We start from the raw sequence: 18257 nt of genomic DNA, 5'->3' as shown, positions 1-18257 counted from the left end.
GCGCTGTATTTTTTTTAAGGGGAGTGGATGGTTTGAGAAGAGGCATTTTACGTGAAACGTGATTCGTAATGCGTAATTTGTGAATGTTAATTTCAAAAAAGATTATAGCACAAATGGTCTGTTTTCTTTAAGGTACAATTGCAGAGTTATTTTTCAACAGTTGTTGCAGGGAAAATCCAAAACTCTGCCGCTCAACATTGTAAGGAATCAACCATTGTTCGAAATACTTTTTCTTGGCACATCCGCTTCCGCGCCTTCTGCAAAGCGCGGACTTTCAGGGCAGGTCGTTTCTCATAACGAGTATCGCTTCCTTATTGATTGCGGCGAAGGCACACAAAGACAGATCCTCCAATCGGGTATTGGCTTTAAACGTCTGACGCGTATTCTATTAACGCATGGGCATCTTGACCATATCCTCGGGCTGGGCGGATTACTTTCCACGCTTCTGCGCTGGGAGTCGATTGATGAACTCACGATCTTCGGCGGAAAAAGTACGCTGGAGCGTGTGCGCGTTTTGCTCTATGATGTTGTATTGCGCGGCAATCAGCCGCCCATGCCGTTGACCTTGAAAGAGATCAAACCCGGCGTGGTCTTTGAAGCGGACGATTTTACAGTCACTGCTTTTTCTGTGACCCATCGCGGGCCTGATTGTCTGGGATATGTTTTTGAGGAAAAAGCACGCCGTCCCTTCCTGTCAGAAAAAGCGGATGAATTGAGAGTGCCGTTCGGACCTGAACGCCGCGACCTAGTTGCCGGAAAAGAGATTACCCTGCCCGACGGCAGACACATCATGCCTGACGATGTGCTGGGGCCGTGGGAAAAGGGCAGTAAACTCGTGGTGGTGGGGGATGCAGGCAGAACAGACAATCTGCTTGAAGTATGTAAAGATGCAGACGGTCTTGTGATCGAATCCACGTATCTTGATGAAGAAGCAGACATGGCGAAGCAGTTTTCCCATCTTACTGCCCGAATGGGTGCGGAACTCGCCACAAAAGCAGGGGTTAAGAAATTAATTCTCACTCATATTTCGCGCCGTTATCGTGAAAAGGATGTGATTGCGGAAGCGCAATCCATTTTTAATAATACCGCTGTGGCGCGTGATTTTGACACATATCAAATTAAGAAAGAAATAGAAAATGGCAAATAAATTAACAATAGGTGTACTTAGCTCCGGCGGCGATGCCCCCGGTATGAACGCAGCCATCCGCGCTGTGGTGCGCACAGCACTGTCAAATAACATAGACGTGCTTGGTATTAATAATGGATATGAAGGTTTGATCAACGGTGATTTTCATTCCATGAATGAGCGCTCTGTGGGCGGTATTTTGCAGCGCGGTGGAACAATTTTATTGACCAGCCGCAGCAAACGCTTTATGGAACCCTCCGGGCAGCGCGACGCGATCCGCAAGATGAACGAAGCAGGGATCAATGCCCTGGTCGTGATCGGCGGTGAAGGTTCAATGAATGGCGCATATGCGCTTTCTCAAAAAGATATCAAGGTGATCGGCATCCCTGCCAGCATCGACAATGATATCTGGGGCACGAATATCGCCATCGGCACGGATACCGCCATGAACACCATCATGGAAGCCGTGGACAAATTGCGCGACACAGCTTCATCACATCAACGCGCCTTCCTGATCGAAACCATGGGACGCAACAGTGGCTATCTGGCTGTCATGGCTGGCATTGTCTGTGGTGCGGAAGTGGTCTTGATCCCTGAAGTACCCACCACTACGGATGAAATCGCCGCAGCCGTGGAAGATGCCTACAAGCGCGGCAAGACTCATGCCATCATCATCAACGCCGAAGGCTCGGGAATCCGCACGACCGATCTCGCCACACGCATTGACGATCTGGATGTGGGCTTCAAAACCCGCATGACCATTCTTGGTCATATTCAACGCGGTGGCTCACCGACTGCTTATGACCGTCTGCTGGCTTCCCGTATGGGAGTCAAAGCTGTGGAGGCGCTTCTGGAAGGCCAACATGGCGTGATGACCGGTCTCAAGAGCAAAGGGATAGACTTTATTCCGCTTTTGGATGTGATCAGCAATAAGCGCAAGGTCAATATGGAGTATTACCATATGACCAAAGTATTGGCTCGCTAATAAAAGTAATCAGGTAAAGCAAAGGCCGCTGAGGTTTACTCAGCGGCCTTTTTATTTATTGCTTATTACTATTTACTTATTTTCATTTACTACCGAACACCCAATACTTCTTCAACTCCATGCAGGCGCATATCGCGGATTTGCTCAAGGGTGAGATGCTCGCCGTGTTTGCGTCTCATTTCGCGGATGAAGCGCGGGGTGACGTGGTGAATGTTCAACTCGACCAGTTCATCGGCGGGTAGATTATCGAAGCCCATTTCATGCAATTCACGCACGAACTTTGGGGTGACGTTATGAATGCGCATTTCGACCAGTTCGTCTATTTCCACATTTTTCAGACCGGCTTCTTTCATCTCAGTCAGATAGCGCGGACTGACATTATGAATGCCCAGTTCCACCACATCATCAATATCAAGATCCTTGATCCCAAAGTCACGCAGGGCTTTTACAAATTCAGGGTCAATATCGTGATTGCTTAATTGCACGAGGTCATCTGTGTCCAAATCCTTGAATCCGAGTTCGCGCATTTGGGCAATGAATTCAGGCGAGACATCGTGGATGCTTAACTCGATGATGTCGTCAATTTCCAGATCTTTGAGGCCGAGCGAGTGCAGTTCCGCAATAAATTCGGGGGAGACATCATGATTTCCCAACTCCACGAGATTATCGACATCGAAGTCCTTGAGTCCCATTTTCTTTAATTCGGCAATGTATTTGGGAGAAATCTCGTGATTGCTGAGTTCGATCAGATCATCCACATCAAAATTCTTTAATCCAGTCGCACGTAATTCAGCAACATACTTTGCTGAAACTTCGTGATTGCTCAACTCAATGATCTCGTCCACATCCAGGTCTTTTATGCCGACTTCACGTAATTCAGCGATATATTTGGCAGAGACATCGTGATTGCTTAATTCAACCAGTTCATCTACATCCAGATCTTTCAAGCCGACTTCACGCAATTCGGAAACATATTTGGCCGAAACATCATGCAGGCTTAGCTCGATCAACTCATCCAGGTCGAGATCGTTGATTCCCATATCACGCAATTCGCGGACGTAACGCGGTGTGATCTCATGGACGCGCAGGTTGATCCATTCGCCGAGTCCATCGGGTTCGATACCGAGCGCGAGCATTTCGTTGACGTATTCTGCGGTGAGGTTGTGATCCTGCATTTCCTGCACATCGCTTAAGGTGACATGGTCAATGCCTGCGGATTTGAGTGCGGAGACAAGGTCGTCGGAAGTTCGCTGTCCGCGGGGGGATCGGGGAGGAACAGGTTGCAGCGGAGGAAAAGGCGGTTGAGGCGGAACAGGCGCGAGCGCGTCTGATTCGGGATCTTCATCCACGACTTCCAATACTCTAAAAAGTTCCTCGCCTTCGGCGGCGGTGATCTTTCCTTCTGCGATCATGTCTAAAATCATCAGGCGTTCCTTGGTTCCATTCATGATTGATCTCCTTTAAATTGAGCGAGTAATTTGGTGGCTTCCTGCACGTTGATCTCGCCGCGACTCAAACGCGCAAGGATTTCCTGCCGCCGAATGGAAAGGTCATCTTCTTTGGGGGCTTCTTCAAAACCCATTTCGGTGATGACTTCATCCAACTGACGGCGGATCGCCCAATAGGATTCGCCTGTTTCGCGCTCAACCTCTTTGACATTGCCGCGGTTACGGACAAATACCTCTAAAAAGTGCAGACTGTCTGGTGAGAGGCGGAAGAAAGGCGAAAGTTCGAATTTGCCGACCACGCCGGTGCCGCACGAAGTGCAATTTAATTGCGTGACGACCAGCGGAGACGAGCAGCTTGGGCAGGATTGAGGTATTAAGGGCATAGGGTTAACTCCTAACGACATATTAGCAAATATTTTTATATTTGTCAATAGTTTTGGTGTTTTACAAAATATTTTGGTTTTTATTAAATTTATTTGGTTTTATGGGATTTTTCCCCAGAATTTAGCATTTTTCTCTTATCTGCGCTAGAATACAGGCATGTCTAACACCACCCCCTTCAACGAATCTGAAATCCTAACTTTAGGCGGAATCCGCCTCGACAAAGAATCCCGCTCTGTAAAAGCGTTCGGACGTCCCGCCAGCCTGACACCGTCCGAATTTGATCTGTTGTACGTTTTGATGCGCGCCCCAGGCAAGGCTTTCTCACGCACCGAGCTGGTCGACAAACTACAGAACACCGACTTCGAAGGCACCGAGCGGACCATTGATGTTCACATCCGCAATTTGCGCACGAAGATCGAGCCTCATCCATCGAAGCCAATTTATATTGAAACCGTATTTAAGGTTGGATACCGATTTAGTCAATCATAAATTTAGCTAATTAACCCAATGCCCCATCCACAACATTAGTGGAGCAAATACACACAAACTAAAATCCACGATGATCAGCACGATCCACATGACGATCTGTGCGCGGGCTTTTTGCTCAAGAAATGCTTCAGACGGATTCTGCGGGTTATAGAATACTTTTACAAATGCACCGACGGGATATTTCGCAGCCACTTTCCCCGCACCAATGCCGCCAACATCTCCACCCGGCGAGATGCGATGGCTCTCGTAAGATTGTCCGCCCGCCTGATAAGAGTAATGTACAACCGGGTAATTCGCGCCGCCATCCCCCGAAGAACGATATTCAACCGTGGATTTTTTCACAGTGCCCATGACAGAAGGCCATTTTGCGATCGCGTTCACTTTACGCTGAGTGAAGTAGAGAATGCCAAGAAATACAGCATTCGTAACGATAAAAACAAAACCAAGACCACCAATCACCAGAAGGTTTTCAAGCATGGAGCTCATATTCATTTTTTTCTCCTTTACCAATAAAACTTGCACAAGGACAAGACAAGGACAGGGACAAGCCCTGTCCCTACTTGATCGTTACTTGAATCACTGCCGTATTCACAATTTGATCTGACCTGACCACCAATAATTGAATGGCATACAAACCGCTTAATCCTTTTGTATCCCATTCAGCCAACACACCGCTTTCAACCGGCGCGATGGCATCACTGCCCAACTGAATCCATTCTGTTGGATTTAATCCCTTGCCGACCTGCACACGATAATAATCAAAATTCTCACCTGAAGCTGTGCCGATAATTTTCACAACTTCGCTGACTTCTGCAAATAATTTCGGCGCGGTAATATTTGCCGTTGGATTCACCGACGGCGCCTGAATGGCATCGTAAGATGTCGGCGGAATTTCGAGGCCCGCGCTCAAAGCCCAATCACGTGCAGATTCAGGGACAAGCAAATAAACACCGTTCTCAATTAATTCAGGCGTTGTGAAAACCGTAGCGAGCAGCCCTGTCTCACTGTTGACACCAAACTCACGATACAAATTATCTGCCTGGATCGGCTCACTGCCATTTAGAAAAACTTCGCTCACTAAATTCGGACATTCACGCGTGGGCAGCATTCCCGATGGATCGCACACCGTTACCACTGAAACTCCTTGCGGCGCCGTCCAACCGTCAGCGGGGGAATCGCCGGAAGCAAGCTGCATCAACGCGTTCCATAACACAGCCGGGAAACGCGGCGATACAGTTTCATTCTCACCACCATGCACGCCCGTCCAAGTCACAACTACATACGAAGGCGTGTATCCCACAACCCACGCATCGAGTCCGTCAATCGTCTGTCCCATTTTTACGCCTGCAGGTCTACCGATCTCCAATGCATTCGATCTGCCAAGCGAAGGCCAACGCGCGGTTTCATCACTCAAAACATGCGTCATCAAATATGCGAGCGCAGGAGTCAGCACAGGTTTGGCTTGCGGCAGAGTCCAATCTAAAAGCACGGAATGATCGGCGCTCTCCACACGCAGCACAGCAGACGGTGAAAATTCATCGTCGATGTTCTGCCCGAAATAAACACCTTGATTCCCAAACACGCCATACGCACCCGCGAGTTGCAGCATGGAAACCTGCTCACTTAAATTAATTCCAAAAGACGACGCAATGCTGGTCACATTTTCGATTCCCATTTGCGTCTTCAACGTCTCAACCGGCACCTGATAATCATTCGCCAGCGCGACCCGCAAACGCACAGGCCCGTGAAATTCACCGTCAAAGTTTTGGATAATTCCATCGCTGGGGACATCCCACGTCAACGAGGCTGGACTCAAGCCGCGGGTGAATCCTGTCAAATAGACAAACGCATCAAGGCTGGACCCGGAACTGTGTGCGGTCACGAGCGGCGTTTCCTGCGCTTGAACAGTTTCCCCGACCAGCGCCAAGACCTGTCCATTGTTAGGGTTGAGGATCAATGCACTCGCGGACGAATCTGCCAGTGTGATGGCCGGCGGAAGTGACGGCAATAATCCCGCTGACGCGCAATCATTTTCTGACTCAGTGTCACCAGCCATACGCGCCGCGTAGACTTCCGTCACACACGCGGATTGGATTTGCAGGTCGTAATCCAAAGTGGTGATGATGTTCAAACCGCCAAGCTCAAGTCGGTCGCGCGGAATCTGCGAGTCTAATTGGGATAAGACCATGTTGACGAAAGCAGGAGCAGGATTCGGCGGGGAAAGAGGCGCGGACTGAATCTTCGGCGTCTCAGCCAATGCGATCACCGTATCCTCATTACTCACAATCCCAAGCCCATTTAAAATATAAACAACTTCACGTCCGCGCTGTAACGCCACTTGCGGAGCATCGAGCGGATTGAGCGCGGGAGTTTCGCTCGTGGCCGCCAATATCGCAGACTCGGCCAGCGTGAGCTGCTCGGCGGCTTTGCCAAAATAAAGCTGCGACGCGGCTTCAACGCCGAAAGCGTAATTTCCAAAATGCGCGCTGTTGAGATACCACTCCATAATTTGCGTGCGTCCAAATTGCGCGGTGATCTGCGCCGCGAGAATCCGCTCGCGAATGGCGCGCCGCAAGGACGGTTCTTCGTTATAAAGAATTAATTGACCGACCAGTTTTTGCGCGATGGTCGGGTGTTGTTCAGGATTGTCATACTCTTGGATGGTATAGCCCGCATGCGACCAAAACTGCGGATCAGCAACCGCAACAACGGCTTCGATTAAATTTGATGGGATATGCTGCGGGTTTTGTTTATTGACGGGAATATATCGACGCGTTGTGTTTTGCTCTGGAGAAAACGTAAAAAGAAGCTGTGTACCTGTGCGGTCATAAATGCGCGTGGGTTCGAGCAAAAGTCCGTTAGGTGGATTCAATAAACGCGGCAAAATTTCAACCGAAGGAAGTTCGCAAGTCACATCGGCATAAGCGAATGCGCCAAAAATAATAACAGCAGCCAGCACCAATGAAAAGATCATCCCCGCGCCAAGCAATACACCGCGTGCGCGATTGGACGAATTACGTTGTTTTGCGAGTCGCCGTTCACGGCGCGAGCGGAGAATGGGAAGAAATTTCTGCATACCCCTATTGTACTCAAGACCATTGTCCACAGACGATGGACAATGGTCTTGGTATGCGGTCTACGATCTATCGTCCATCGTCTACTATCAATCACCCAACAGATCAGCAAGAAAACCCATCAGCCCGCCCTCTTGCTTTCTTTCTTCCTGTTTTTCCACCTTACCTACAATATCGCTGGAAACCACACCGTTCTGACCGTTGATCAGCACCAGATGACTGCGCCCATCAAAGGGCAATTCCGTCATCCAGACCGGCAGCAGATTCAATTTAAAAGAATCAATTACCAGATTCGCAGAAGACATGTGAACGATGTTCGTATTATTAATTAAATGCGGCAGGTCGCGTTTGTATCTTTTATAGGTCTGACTGCGCGCATCGAGCGAAGCATCCGCCATTGGCACATCATAAATTTCCGCGGGCCAGCTTGCCAGAAAACGCGGATCGTAAGGCTTGATCGATTTCATATCAAACGAGTCGATCAATTTCAGAAAAACAGCGGACGGTTTTTTTGAGGCCGGCAGCGGCAGATCATTAACCATGATCGGGTATTGATCCGTCATGCGGATCGGAGTTGGTTGGTTAAATCTGCCGAATCCGTTGTCGTCGTCATCAGACTTATATAGTTCGTAGGTGTACTCAATCGCGCCGCCCACATCAAAGGTCCAAAGCGGAAGATAAAGTCCGCGCGGCAGGTCTACTTTCTTTTCGGGCTTAATCCCGTTGATTTCGACCCAATCGATCAACAGTTTTACAGCCCGCCGCTGATCGAACATATGCGGAATAATTCCATTAGGCGCGAGCAGGTCTTTTGTCTTTTCAAGACTGACCACATGCGGCGAATCACAATACACACACGAAGCTGAAATTTGTTTCGGCGGCAGAATAAATTCCGCACCGCAGCCATTACAGTGAAAGACCTGTTCCTGCAACGGCTTGCCATGTCCGCGGGCGGTTGCCATCGCAATGATGAAATCCTTTTCGTTCGCTTCCTGCACATTTGCACCAACGACCTGGTTGCGCGTGCAATAATCGCACACCAAATTCTGTCCGCCATCCGGCGCAAACGACATGCGTCCGCCGCATTTGGGGCACATAAATCTCTGCGCATCCGATTGCCGCTGTCCACTGGGAGCGGCAGGCAACGCATCAGGATTAATTACTTCATCTGGTTTTAGCGAGCCATCCAAAATCGCCAGCGCCCGCCGCGCACGCGAATGACGCAGATCATGTGAAAGACAATTTTCCAACGCCTTGCGTTTTTCAATGGGGTCGGCCGTCACTTCGCCCATCCAAAACCAGGCTTCCGCGATCACATCATGCGCGCCGGTCATATAAATGGCGCGGTCAAAATAGCGGCGGGCTGATTCTTTATTACCCGCCTTTGCTTCGATAATTCCAGTACGGAGAAGGTCTTTTGAATAATCTTCCATTTTTACACCCTGAACGTAGTCGAAGGACTACTTTCAACCGAACTCAAGATATGGGTCTTCTTACAATTGCATCTGTCATCTTCGCAACCCGCGCCATCTCTTTCACATCATGCACCCGGATCATATCCGCGCCGCGCGCAATGCCCACAGCAACTGTCGCGGCTGTCCCTTCCACACGCTGGTCGGCGGGCAGATCAAGCGTGAACCCGATAAAAGATTTGCGGGATGTCCCCAACAAAATGGGATATCCCATCTCGCGGATTTCACCCAGCCTGTCGATCAATTCCAGATTATGTTCACGCGTCTTTCCAAACCCGACGCCTGGATCCAGAACAATATGCGACTCAGCAATTCCGGCATTTTGCGCGATGACCACGCTGTTCATTAATTCACGTTTCACATCTGCAAGCAAATCCTGATATTCCGCGCCGACATAGGCATTGCCAAATTTCTCGCGCACTTCCACACTGGCCGGATTGCTGCGATTGTGCATCAGGATCACCGGCGTTTTGTATTTCGCCGCCACGAGCGCGAGTCCATCGTCCGCGCGCAAACCCCAGACATCATTAATCATATGCGCGCCCGCCTTAATCGCCTCTTCGGCGACCTGTGCTTTATACGTATCAATTGAAATTATTGCTTCGGGAAAATTTTCGTGAATTGCACGAATGATCGGAACTACCCTTTCCATTTCTTCATTCGCAGAAACAGGAGCAGACCCGGGCCGGGTCGACTCGCCGCCCACATCCAAAATATCCGCACCGGAAGCGAGAAAATCCCGCGCCTGCGCCACGGCCGCATCCACTGCATCCCCTTTGTGATGAGACCGTCCCCGGAAAAACTATCGGGAGTCACATTCAAGATTCCCATCACATATGTGCGGGAACCCCAGTTGAATGTGAAACTCCCGATCTGTAAAGAAGGTGATTTCATAAAAGTTAGACCTGACAGATTTTCAAGAGTAATCTTCGGCTAACCCACCACGCAATCCACTAAAAACCTTTATGCTTGGCGTCTCCCCATTCCTTTATCACTTCGTTGTCAGGCCTTTTGAAAGTCTATTATTAAATTTGATCCAGCGGACGGGCCAGCCAGGCTTCGGCTTCGTTGATGTCTGAAAAGATCTTCATCGCCGAAGCTGTTCCGGTCAAAGAACCAGCGGCCACATTGCGAATCGCATCCGCGACAGTTGCATCCGCAACCACCACGGCCACGCGGATATTGCGCGCAGACGGGTCACTGTTTGCATCCACAGCCATGCGGATGGCTTTCTCAGGGATTTCCTTCACGGCACGCAGGTCATACAGGTTGCGTGTGCGGCGGTCGGCCTCAAGTAAATGTTCAAGCGCAAAATCATGCCAATGTGCAAGGGTTGCATCTGAAAGATCAGTAAATGTTAACGTCATACCGCCATCACCGCGACGGATCACGGAATAGCCAACATCGGTAGTGGGTGTCCAGTTAAGGGGTTTTGATTCAGTCATGGGTTCTCTCCTGTTATAAATATGATTATAACGCAGGCTTAAACTAATTTTTTATTTTCTCAAACCCGTGCTATAATGCGGTTCTCCGGGCGCTTAGCTCAGTTGGTTAGAGCACCTCGTTTACACCGAGGGGGTCGGGGGTTCGAGTCCCTCAGCGCCCACTAAATCCCGTTTTACGGGATTTTTTCTTTATTCAAGACTTATCGAGCGCTTCGCGTCAGCGCCCACTAAGCCCTGCTTTTGCAGGGTTTTCTTTTTCCACCGAGGTCTATCGGAAGTCCGAGCGCTTCGCGTCAGCGCCCACCTCTTTTCGGCCAAAATGTCCATATAACAAAGACTTCGGAAATCTTTTTAGAGGCATCTTTGCGTGGATGCATTAAAGCAGATTTCCGAAGTCTGGGGTGGAGCGGATATATTATTTTGCCTTAACTTTCACAGCTTTGATAAATCCCTGCTTGAAAATATATCGAAACAGGAAACTTCTCGCGATCTCCACTTGAAACCCATTATCCTCCAGATATTTCACAATATCTGAATAGTGATGACCATGGTCAAGATAATCGTGATACTCAAGCAGGATCTTGTCTACTTTGTTCAACACTTCCGGCAGGGCATTTAACAAAATGAGATACTCCGCTCCCTCAGCGTCAATCTTCAGGTAATCCACATGTTGTATTTTATTAGCTTCCAATATCCCCGCCAAAGACACGGTGCGGACTGTAGTGGAATTTTCAACATTGGTTTCAAAAAAAGAATGGGACATGCTCAAATGATCAGAATTGAAGAAGGAAGCCTTGCCATCCTTCTCTGAAACCGCGAATTTAAAGATCTCAAGGTTTGCAAGGTTATTCAGGTTTTTATTTTCTTCCAAAAAGAAAAAATTTTCGTCATTCGGCTCATAAGCGTAGACATGCCCCTGCGGAGCCTGTTTTGCTGCCCAAACAGAAAATGACCCAATATGCGCGCCAATATCTATGATCACATCGGTGGGATTAATGATGAAATTATCGTCTTTATATTCCTCAAATCCCCAAACTTCATGAACAGCCAGTCTATCGTAGGTGTTTACCCTCATTTTCATTTTTGTGTCCCCGCCAAATTGCTGGATAAAGGTTTTCTCACCGATCCAGCGTAAATGAAACAGTGGCGCAAAGAACAAACCGAGTCGAAACAGGTTTTGATTAAGTATTCTCATTTTCAAAGATCCTCACAAACAAAATTGGGTATATCTGAGCCGAAGCTTTCAAAACCTGAGACAAAACAAGTTTTTTCGCCAAGCTGGGATTTTACACCCTTTGCCCTGTTTGATATTCGTCAAATATTTATTTATCGATTATCAGTTTTGGAAGGAACACATAAGCCAAAGATGTTTTGCACCATGCGATATAAATCACGCCAGAAATTTTACAGCGGGCAGTATAATCCTTTGCATGATCCTTATTACAGGCGCAACCGGTTTTATTGGCCGCACGCTCGTTCGCCAGCTTTCGTCCATTGGATATCCGCTGCGCGCGCTGATCCGTCCTTCGCCGCGCACACCGCGCCTGCCCAAGGGCGTGCCCGGAGAAGTGGCAGTAGTTTCCCTGGCAGATAAGCGCGGACTGCGCGCCGCTCTGCGCGATGTGGATGTAATCATCCATCTTGCGAGCGCGGAAAATCAAGGCAGCCGCGGCAGTCTTTTAACGGCAGATATTCAAGGCACAGAAAATCTCGTCGAAGCAGCAGCAGATGCGGGCGTCGATCGAATCGTGTATTTGAGTCATATTGGCGCGGCGCGCGCTTCAGCGTATCCCGCTTTTAAAGCGAAAGGCATCGCTGAGGAACACATCCGCAATGGGAAAGTGCCTTATACGATTTTGCGGACTTCGCTGGTCTACGGGCCTGAAGATCATTTCACCAATAATCTTTCGCGGCTGATCCGCTCTTCCTTTGGCGTGTTTCCGATCCCATCTGGCGGGCGGACTGTGGTGCAGCCGGTGTGGGTGGAAGACCTTGTGACGTGTCTGCTATGGTCGCTGGAAAATAAAGATACGCTTAATAAAGTTTATGAACTCGGCGGCAGCGAATTTTTTACACTGCAACAGATCGTGGAAAGCATCATGGACGATCACACACAGGCAGCGTTTTCTTATACCGCTCTCACCGATCACCTTGCGTGCCATCACTGTTTTTCTTGAAGGCGTGATTCCAAATTTTCCCATTTCCTCTTTTTGGCTTGATTACTTCGCCGTCAATCGCACCTGCGCCGTGGATTCGATGCCGCGTATTTTTGGGTTGATGCCTGCGCGTTTTACCTATCGTCTCGATTATTTAATTCGCAAGCCGTGGTATCAACGGGCATGGAATGCCATTACAAAAAGAATTTCCAATTTACGTCCAGGGTGAAAATGTCCAACTTTAATATTCGCTTAATTGAAACTCCCGAAGAAATGCGCCTGGTGGAAGATCTACAGCGCAATGTATGGCCCGACTCTGAAACCGATGTTGTGCCTTTGCACATGCTCATCACTGCCGTGCATAACGGCGGACTTGTACTCGGCGCATTCATTGAAGAAAAAATGATCGGTTTTGTCTTTGGCTTCCCCGGCATCGAAACCACTCCCGACGGTCCGCGCTTGAAGCATTGCTCGCACATGATGGGCATTCATCCCGCGCATCGGGATGGCGGCATCGGTTTCGCGCTCAAACGCGCGCAATGGCAAATGGTTAGTCATCAAAGCCTCGATCACATCACATGGACGTACGATCCGCTGCTCAGCCGCAATGCCTATCTCAACATCGCAAAACTTGGCGCAGTCTGCGTCACTTATCGCCGCTCAGAATATGGAGACATGCGCGACGGGCTGAATGCCGGCCTGCCCTCAGACCGCTTTCAACTGGATTGGTGGATCAATACGCGCCGTGTCGAAAGCAGACTGGGCAAACGTTCGCGCCCGACGCTTAAATTGAATCACGTAGCACGCTCGGGAATGCGTCCCTTTTATCCGCTTCACGCTTCGGACCTGACCGGAAACCTGCCTCAGCCACCCGAGCACGTTCCGCCCTTTGAAGACCGCCTGCTGCTAGCCGAGATCCCCGGCGATTTTCTAGACCTGAAATCAAAAGACTTCGGCCTCGCCCGTGACTGGCGTTTTTTCACACGAGAATTATTTGAAACCGCATTTGAAAAAAATTACATCGTCACTGATTTTATTTTTGATAAAAAGGAAGGCAATCCGCGCGGACTTTATATCTTAACGCACGGCGAAAGCACGCTGGATGAATTTGAATAAATTTTATCGCTATGATACGAAGACGACACAAGTACCTTGCGGACGTCTTAGCGGTTGGATGGGGGAGATTTTGTGGAAACGAAAGTTTTTTTATTACCTCCGCGTGGATGAAGAATTTTGTTCGTTGCGTCCCATGGCGGTCATGCCCACGGGGTGATACGTAGGTTCGGAGCGGGTGGTGCCGTAGCTGGGAACGGGAGCAGGACGAGGCTTGGGTGCAGGGCGAGGATAGTTAGTGGCTGGCAGGTTCGAGGTTAGGGGTTGATTCGAAGCGGCAGGGCGTTGAGACTGATTTTGGTAGGAAACCGGCCGCTGTCCTGCATCTGCAAGAGTGAAGAGACGTTCACCCGCCACAGAGAAGGTTCCAATGATCAAAACACGGATCAACCAGACCATGGCCGCTACAAAGATCGGCACAACCTTAATCATCACCGCCTGCCCGACAAGAGAACCGCCTTCAGCATTGTGATTGAGAATTGCAACCGAAACACCCCACCAGGTGAGCATGGCATTGAATGCAGCAGCCAACAGCCACGCGCCAAAGAGATACCAGACCTCAGCGGGTTCATCGCGTCCCTGTTCAGGTGTAAAGATGCGGGCAATACCGGCAAAATCGATTCCGCAGAATGCAAATGCAAGAATGGCAGACCAGCGAATCCCGGCAAATTTTAAATCACCGAGCACATCCTGCAATGCAAATGAAGTTGTGCCAAAGTTGAATAACTCAAAAGCAAGCAAAGCGCTGATAAGAATACCGCCAAAGATCGCGCCGCGTTTGAGTGAAGCACTTTTCAGGAATGGAAGTAATTGAATGTTGAGATTACGGTTCATGGGAAATCTCCTTTTTTGGAACCAGATGAAGAAAGGAACGACTTCCCCTAATATAGAACAATTGTTCTAATTTGTCAAGAATGGATTCGTTACAGGAAGGTTAACAGATACATAAGTACCAGAAACACTACCAATCAATAAAAGGTGGGTTATAAATATAAATCCTTGCAGTAAAGGTTAACCTTATGAATTCAAGAGACTTGTTAAGAATCACCAGCCGCACATTCGCCATTGGCATAGAACGCCTGCCCCGTATTCTATGTGACGCGACGACCATTGCCTATTTGCTATTAAGAGTATCAGACTATCTCGAAGATAATGAAGAAATGGAAGCCGGTGAAAAAGTGATCTTATTGAATTTATGGATCAATATTTTGCGCGAAGAGAAAACCATTGAAGCGCTTACCAGCCAATTAACAAACGCTGATACAAACAACCCTGATGCGATCGTGGCACAGCATTCAAAAGAAATCCTGTTGCATCTGCATTCCCTGCCTTACGCGGTTCAGGAGATCATCATTCATCATGTGATCAACAGCACGCAAGGCATGGCGCGCTGGACAAAACTGGGGCCAAACGTCAATGACGAAAAAGACCTGGATGATTACATGTTTGAAGTGGCTGGACGTGTTGGGTATTTGATCACGCAGTTATTTGCATGGTATTCGATCACAATTCGACGCAAGGAAAACGAGATCATGCCGCTGGCGCGTGAGTTTGGCCTGGGACTGCAAACTGTGAATGTGATCCGCGGGATCCGCGAAGACTTTGACCGCGGCTGGGTCTATATTCCCAAAAAATTCATAATGGATATGGGGCTCACAAAAGAACAACTCTTTGACCCCGAGCATCGCGAACAGGCCCTGAAAGTTTTGGATATGATGACCGATAAAGCAGAACGTCATCTCAGGCAGGCTTTGCAATATGTAAAATCCCTGCCCTGGTGGCAGCATGGCATCAGACTCGGTTGTATTTTCCCGCTGATGTTCGCCATCCGCACACTGGCGGTCTGCCGTCACAATGCGCAGGTGTTTGAAAGTGAAGCCAAGATGAGCCGCACTGAAGTAAAAAAGATCGTGCTGGATGCCACCTTGTGGGGCTGGTCAAATCTCTGGCTTGATCGTTATTATCAGGAATTAAATGTTATCGGGGAGTAATCTGATCAGGCTGGTTTTCTAACAGGAAACAGATGAAAACTGCAAATTTATTTTTCTGGAATCAAAAAGAGCGGATGTTGAAAAAGCATCCGCTCTTTTTATTTTTAAGGAACGATGACCGGGACAGAGGAAATCGGCACGGAGACCTGCACCAACTGGGCGAAGACCCACGCAACTTGATCGGGTTTATCGGGAACCTGCACTTGTATCCATTGATCGTCGGCTGTTTTCCCCAGGGCAATGGTTGAGACCTGAGCGCCAAGCAAACCTGCCTCCGGTGCATTTAGATCGGGTGCGCTTCGCAAGTTGACTGCGCCAGCGCCAAGATTGGTGACAGTAATCACCGGGGTTGACGTGGGCGGCACATTAACTTCAGGCGTAGCTGCGCCCGGGGTGGGGGAAGGCGGAACAGCCAGAGTAATGCCCAATAAACGCGCCATTTCAATATCATATTGACCATGCAATTTGCGCGCTTGTGCGATCCCGGCATTGATCTGATCCGCGCCAGCCGCATCAGTTGTATTAAGAAAGCCCATCAAGGTTTGCACGACCACACTCATGTGCGCAAGCTGTAATTTTTTAGATCATTCAAACAGACGGGTACGGTTTGATCTTCTGCATCGCGCAAAACCCGTTGTAAATCAGGGATGATCTGTATCAGCTGGGATTGCGGCGTATTGGAGGCCAGCGCAGAGTAATCATCAAACTCACGCGTCAACTTGTTAAGTTTGCCGATCTCCGCCGACAAATTCTCACCCATGCATGGATCTGGCGTGGACGTAAATTCCACGACGGTGGCTGTGGCAGCATTCGGCGCAGGTGTGGCTTCTCCGCTACAAGCAGCCAGAAACAGACTAAAGATCAAGACAAGCATCAGGATATTTTTTTTAGACATAAATTTTTCCATGTATATAAAAATGAGGAGCCGGGAAAAGCGTTTCGCAAATTGTAGCATTATTAATGGATTATTTTTAAACCAGGACAAATATACCTGAGAAATAAATGCGGTGAGATTAAATAGATTCACGCTGTATGCCGAATCGCCAATCGCCTGAAGAGACCCAACGCGAGCCTGTAAAAGGTGACATTTTAGCTTTGGGCTAACAATCGATGAAAAGTACTTGACATAATTCAGTGACTGAATTATGATTATAGTTAATAAAGTCTATTGGAACGCTAGGAGTTATAGACAAAAGCATGAGACTTTCCAAACGTGGTGAATACGGCTTACGGGCAATGATCGCCTTGGCGGAACCCGCTGAAAAAAGCGATGTCCCCCAGATGATGCAGATCAAGGAGATTTCGCAGCACGAACAGATCTCCACCAAATTTCTTGAGCAGATTTTACTCACGCTCAAAAATGCGGGACTGCTTCACAGCAAGATGGGTGTCGGCGGCGGGTATTACCTGGCCAGGTCAGCCAAAGAGATCACCCTGGGACAAATCTTCCGTGTACTGGATGGCCCAGTGGCTCCTGTCAAGTGTGTAAGCCAGATGGCCTATGAGCCATGCGGCTGCCCCGATGAAGAGACTTGCGGTCTGCGCCTCGCGATGGGTGATGTACGAAACGCCATTGCCGATATTCTGGATAACACCAGCCTGTCTGATGTGACCAAACGCCAGCGCGCGGTCCGCAAAAAACTGGGCATCAAATAAAGCAATAAGACTATGCCGGGGGAGCACATTTTTATTTGCCTTAAAAGTATACTAATCCAATAGGATTTATGTAATACTAAGTATTCAGACCTACATACGACTAAAAAGGAGAATGTAAAAATGGATTTAACTTTTCTTTTATACGTGCTGGTTGGGTTTCTGGCACAAATGATCGACGGTGCATTGGGCATGGCCTATGGTGTCAGCTCAAACTCATTCCTTCTGAGCTGGGGATTCCCCCGGCGGCGGCTTCAGCCAGTGTGCACATGGCAGAAGTTGTAACCACCGGTATTTCCGGGTACTCGCATTGGAAGCTTGGAAATGTGGATTGGAAGCTAGTGCGCCGCCTACTCGTGCCTGGGGTTATCGGCGGTGGGCTCGGTGCGTACATACTTACTTCGATTGATGGGAATAGCATCGAACCATATATTGCAATCTATCTGCTTATCATGGGCGGCGTGATCATCTACAAGGCATTTACGATTAAGCCGCGCAAGAAGCCCGATGAATATCATGGACCGCGCATTAGTCTGCTTGGTTTATTTGGCGGATTCTGCGATGCAATTGGCGGCGGCGGTTGGGGACCAGTCGTCACATCCACGCTGGTGGCGCGTGGGAAAAATCCGCGTATGACGATTGGCTCGGTAAACTTTTCAGAGTTCTTCGTCACATTAGGACAATCCATTTTATTTGTACTCACATTAAGTTTCGGCGAATACTGGCGGGTAATTTTAGGATTGTTGATCGGCGGAGCCATTGCGGCGCCCATTGCGGCAAAGCTCGCGCAAAAATTACCTCTGAAAGCTTTGATGATCTTCGTAGGAATTTTGATCATTGCTCTGAGCATTCGCACACTTTATCTTGCGATTAAGTAGGGGGAGTGGAAGGGGGGGTAGATTGGTAGAGAGGTAAACAGGT

19 protein-coding genes, 1 tRNA gene and 1 pseudogene are annotated in these 18257 nt (G+C 48.8%); 10 read left to right on the top strand and 11 right to left on the bottom strand.

What is annotated here, in order from left to right:
• Positions 1-214: 214 nt before the first annotated feature.
• Together IPL71_RS13050 and pfkA are read left to right on the top strand one after the other, a co-directional pair.
• On the top strand, positions 215-1147 hold the full coding sequence (locus tag IPL71_RS13050) for a ribonuclease Z (protein ID WP_345322230.1): 933 nt from the start codon (positions 215-217) through the stop codon (positions 1145-1147).
• A complete protein-coding gene (gene pfkA, locus IPL71_RS13045) occupies positions 1137-2111 on the top strand; it encodes a 6-phosphofructokinase (protein ID WP_345322228.1) in 975 nt (324 codons plus the stop codon). The genes IPL71_RS13050 and pfkA overlap by 11 nt, the downstream gene beginning before the upstream one ends.
• Before the next feature lie 89 nt (positions 2112-2200).
• Here pfkA and IPL71_RS13040 read toward each other — a convergent pair whose 3' ends face one another.
• Together IPL71_RS13040 and IPL71_RS13035 are read right to left on the bottom strand one after the other, a co-directional pair.
• Positions 2201-3559, bottom strand: a complete 1359-nt coding sequence (locus IPL71_RS13040; protein ID WP_345322226.1) for a hypothetical protein — start codon at positions 3557-3559, stop codon at positions 2201-2203.
• On the bottom strand, positions 3556-3942 hold the full coding sequence (locus tag IPL71_RS13035) for a DUF2089 domain-containing protein (RefSeq protein WP_345322224.1): 387 nt from the start codon (positions 3940-3942) through the stop codon (positions 3556-3558). Before IPL71_RS13035 ends, IPL71_RS13040 begins: the two co-directional genes overlap by 4 nt.
• Before the next feature lie 157 nt (positions 3943-4099).
• Between IPL71_RS13035 and IPL71_RS13030 the strand changes: the two genes are divergently transcribed.
• On the top strand, positions 4100-4432 hold the full coding sequence (locus IPL71_RS13030; protein ID WP_345322222.1) for a winged helix-turn-helix domain-containing protein: 333 nt from the start codon (positions 4100-4102) through the stop codon (positions 4430-4432).
• Positions 4433-4438: 6 nt separating this feature from the next.
• Here the strand turns inward: IPL71_RS13030 and IPL71_RS13025 are convergent, their stop codons facing one another.
• The 5 genes and pseudogenes from IPL71_RS13025 to IPL71_RS13005 form a co-directional block, all read right to left on the bottom strand.
• Entirely contained in the window at positions 4439-4924 is a 486-nt protein-coding gene (locus tag IPL71_RS13025) for a DUF3592 domain-containing protein (protein ID WP_345322220.1), read from the bottom strand.
• 64 nt (positions 4925-4988) lie between these two features.
• Positions 4989-7508: a transglycosylase domain-containing protein gene (locus IPL71_RS13020; protein WP_345322218.1), complete on the bottom strand. Its 2520-nt coding sequence runs from the start codon at positions 7506-7508 to the stop codon at positions 4989-4991.
• An 87-nt stretch (positions 7509-7595) separates the two neighbouring features.
• Positions 7596-8939, bottom strand: coding sequence for a hypothetical protein (locus IPL71_RS13015; RefSeq protein ID WP_345322216.1), 1344 nt, complete (start codon positions 8937-8939; stop codon positions 7596-7598).
• 43 nt (positions 8940-8982) lie between these two features.
• A pseudogene (folP, locus tag IPL71_RS13010) lies at positions 8983-9872 on the bottom strand (dihydropteroate synthase).
• A gap of 131 nt (positions 9873-10003) precedes the next feature.
• Positions 10004-10423, bottom strand: a complete 420-nt coding sequence (locus IPL71_RS13005) for a hypothetical protein (RefSeq protein WP_345322214.1) — start codon at positions 10421-10423, stop codon at positions 10004-10006.
• Between the two features lie 87 nt (positions 10424-10510).
• Between IPL71_RS13005 and IPL71_RS13000 the strand changes: the two genes are divergently transcribed.
• Positions 10511-10584: transfer RNA gene (locus IPL71_RS13000), tRNA-Val, on the top strand.
• 254 nt (positions 10585-10838) lie between these two features.
• On the opposite strand, the gene IPL71_RS12995 is transcribed toward IPL71_RS13000, so the two are convergent.
• On the bottom strand, positions 10839-11618 hold the full coding sequence (locus IPL71_RS12995; protein WP_345322212.1) for an FkbM family methyltransferase: 780 nt from the start codon (positions 11616-11618) through the stop codon (positions 10839-10841).
• Positions 11619-11853: 235 nt separating this feature from the next.
• Here IPL71_RS12995 and IPL71_RS12990 point away from each other — a divergent pair, with 235 nt between their 5' ends.
• The 3 genes from IPL71_RS12990 to IPL71_RS12980 are packed head-to-tail and all read left to right on the top strand — an operon-like array spanning position 11854 to position 13695.
• On the top strand, positions 11854-12600 hold the full coding sequence (locus IPL71_RS12990; RefSeq protein ID WP_345322210.1) for an SDR family oxidoreductase: 747 nt from the start codon (positions 11854-11856) through the stop codon (positions 12598-12600).
• Complete coding sequence (locus tag IPL71_RS12985; RefSeq protein ID WP_345322208.1) at positions 12575-12808, top strand: hypothetical protein; 234 nt, start codon at positions 12575-12577, stop codon at positions 12806-12808. The genes IPL71_RS12990 and IPL71_RS12985 overlap by 26 nt, the downstream gene beginning before the upstream one ends.
• A gap of 2 nt (positions 12809-12810) precedes the next feature.
• On the top strand, positions 12811-13695 hold the full coding sequence (locus tag IPL71_RS12980; protein WP_345322206.1) for a GNAT family N-acetyltransferase: 885 nt from the start codon (positions 12811-12813) through the stop codon (positions 13693-13695).
• Positions 13696-13788: 93 nt separating this feature from the next.
• On the opposite strand, the gene IPL71_RS12975 is transcribed toward IPL71_RS12980, so the two are convergent.
• Positions 13789-14526 (bottom strand): hypothetical protein, encoded by a 738-nt coding sequence (locus IPL71_RS12975; RefSeq protein WP_345322204.1) that lies wholly within the window; start codon positions 14524-14526, stop codon positions 13789-13791.
• A 185-nt stretch (positions 14527-14711) separates the two neighbouring features.
• On the opposite strand from IPL71_RS12975, the gene IPL71_RS12970 reads away from it, so the two are divergent.
• Entirely contained in the window at positions 14712-15683 is a 972-nt protein-coding gene (locus tag IPL71_RS12970; RefSeq protein ID WP_345322202.1) for a squalene/phytoene synthase family protein, read from the top strand.
• Between the two features lie 104 nt (positions 15684-15787).
• Here IPL71_RS12970 and IPL71_RS12965 read toward each other — a convergent pair whose 3' ends face one another.
• Together IPL71_RS12965 and IPL71_RS12960 are read right to left on the bottom strand one after the other, a co-directional pair.
• Positions 15788-16243, bottom strand: coding sequence for an SH3 domain-containing protein (locus IPL71_RS12965; protein WP_345322200.1), 456 nt, complete (start codon positions 16241-16243; stop codon positions 15788-15790).
• The gene (locus IPL71_RS12960; RefSeq protein ID WP_345322198.1) at positions 16240-16578 is read right to left on the bottom strand and encodes a hypothetical protein; all 339 of its coding nucleotides are present in this window, start codon (positions 16576-16578) and stop codon (positions 16240-16242) included. Before IPL71_RS12960 ends, IPL71_RS12965 begins: the two co-directional genes overlap by 4 nt.
• 302 nt (positions 16579-16880) lie before the next feature.
• Between IPL71_RS12960 and IPL71_RS12955 the strand changes: the two genes are divergently transcribed.
• Positions 16881-17339: an RrF2 family transcriptional regulator gene (locus IPL71_RS12955; RefSeq protein WP_345322196.1), complete on the top strand. Its 459-nt coding sequence runs from the start codon at positions 16881-16883 to the stop codon at positions 17337-17339.
• A 266-nt stretch (positions 17340-17605) separates the two neighbouring features.
• Positions 17606-18214 (top strand): sulfite exporter TauE/SafE family protein, encoded by a 609-nt coding sequence (locus IPL71_RS12950; RefSeq protein WP_345322194.1) that lies wholly within the window; start codon positions 17606-17608, stop codon positions 18212-18214.
• Positions 18215-18257: the final 43 nt, after the last annotated feature.

This window comes from Candidatus Villigracilis proximus (genome assembly GCF_016717045.1).
GTDB classification, from domain to species: domain Bacteria; phylum Chloroflexota; class Anaerolineae; order Anaerolineales; family Villigracilaceae; genus Villigracilis; species Villigracilis proximus.
Note: the sequence above shows the minus strand (reverse complement) of the source record. Positions and strands in the feature narration are given on the sequence as shown.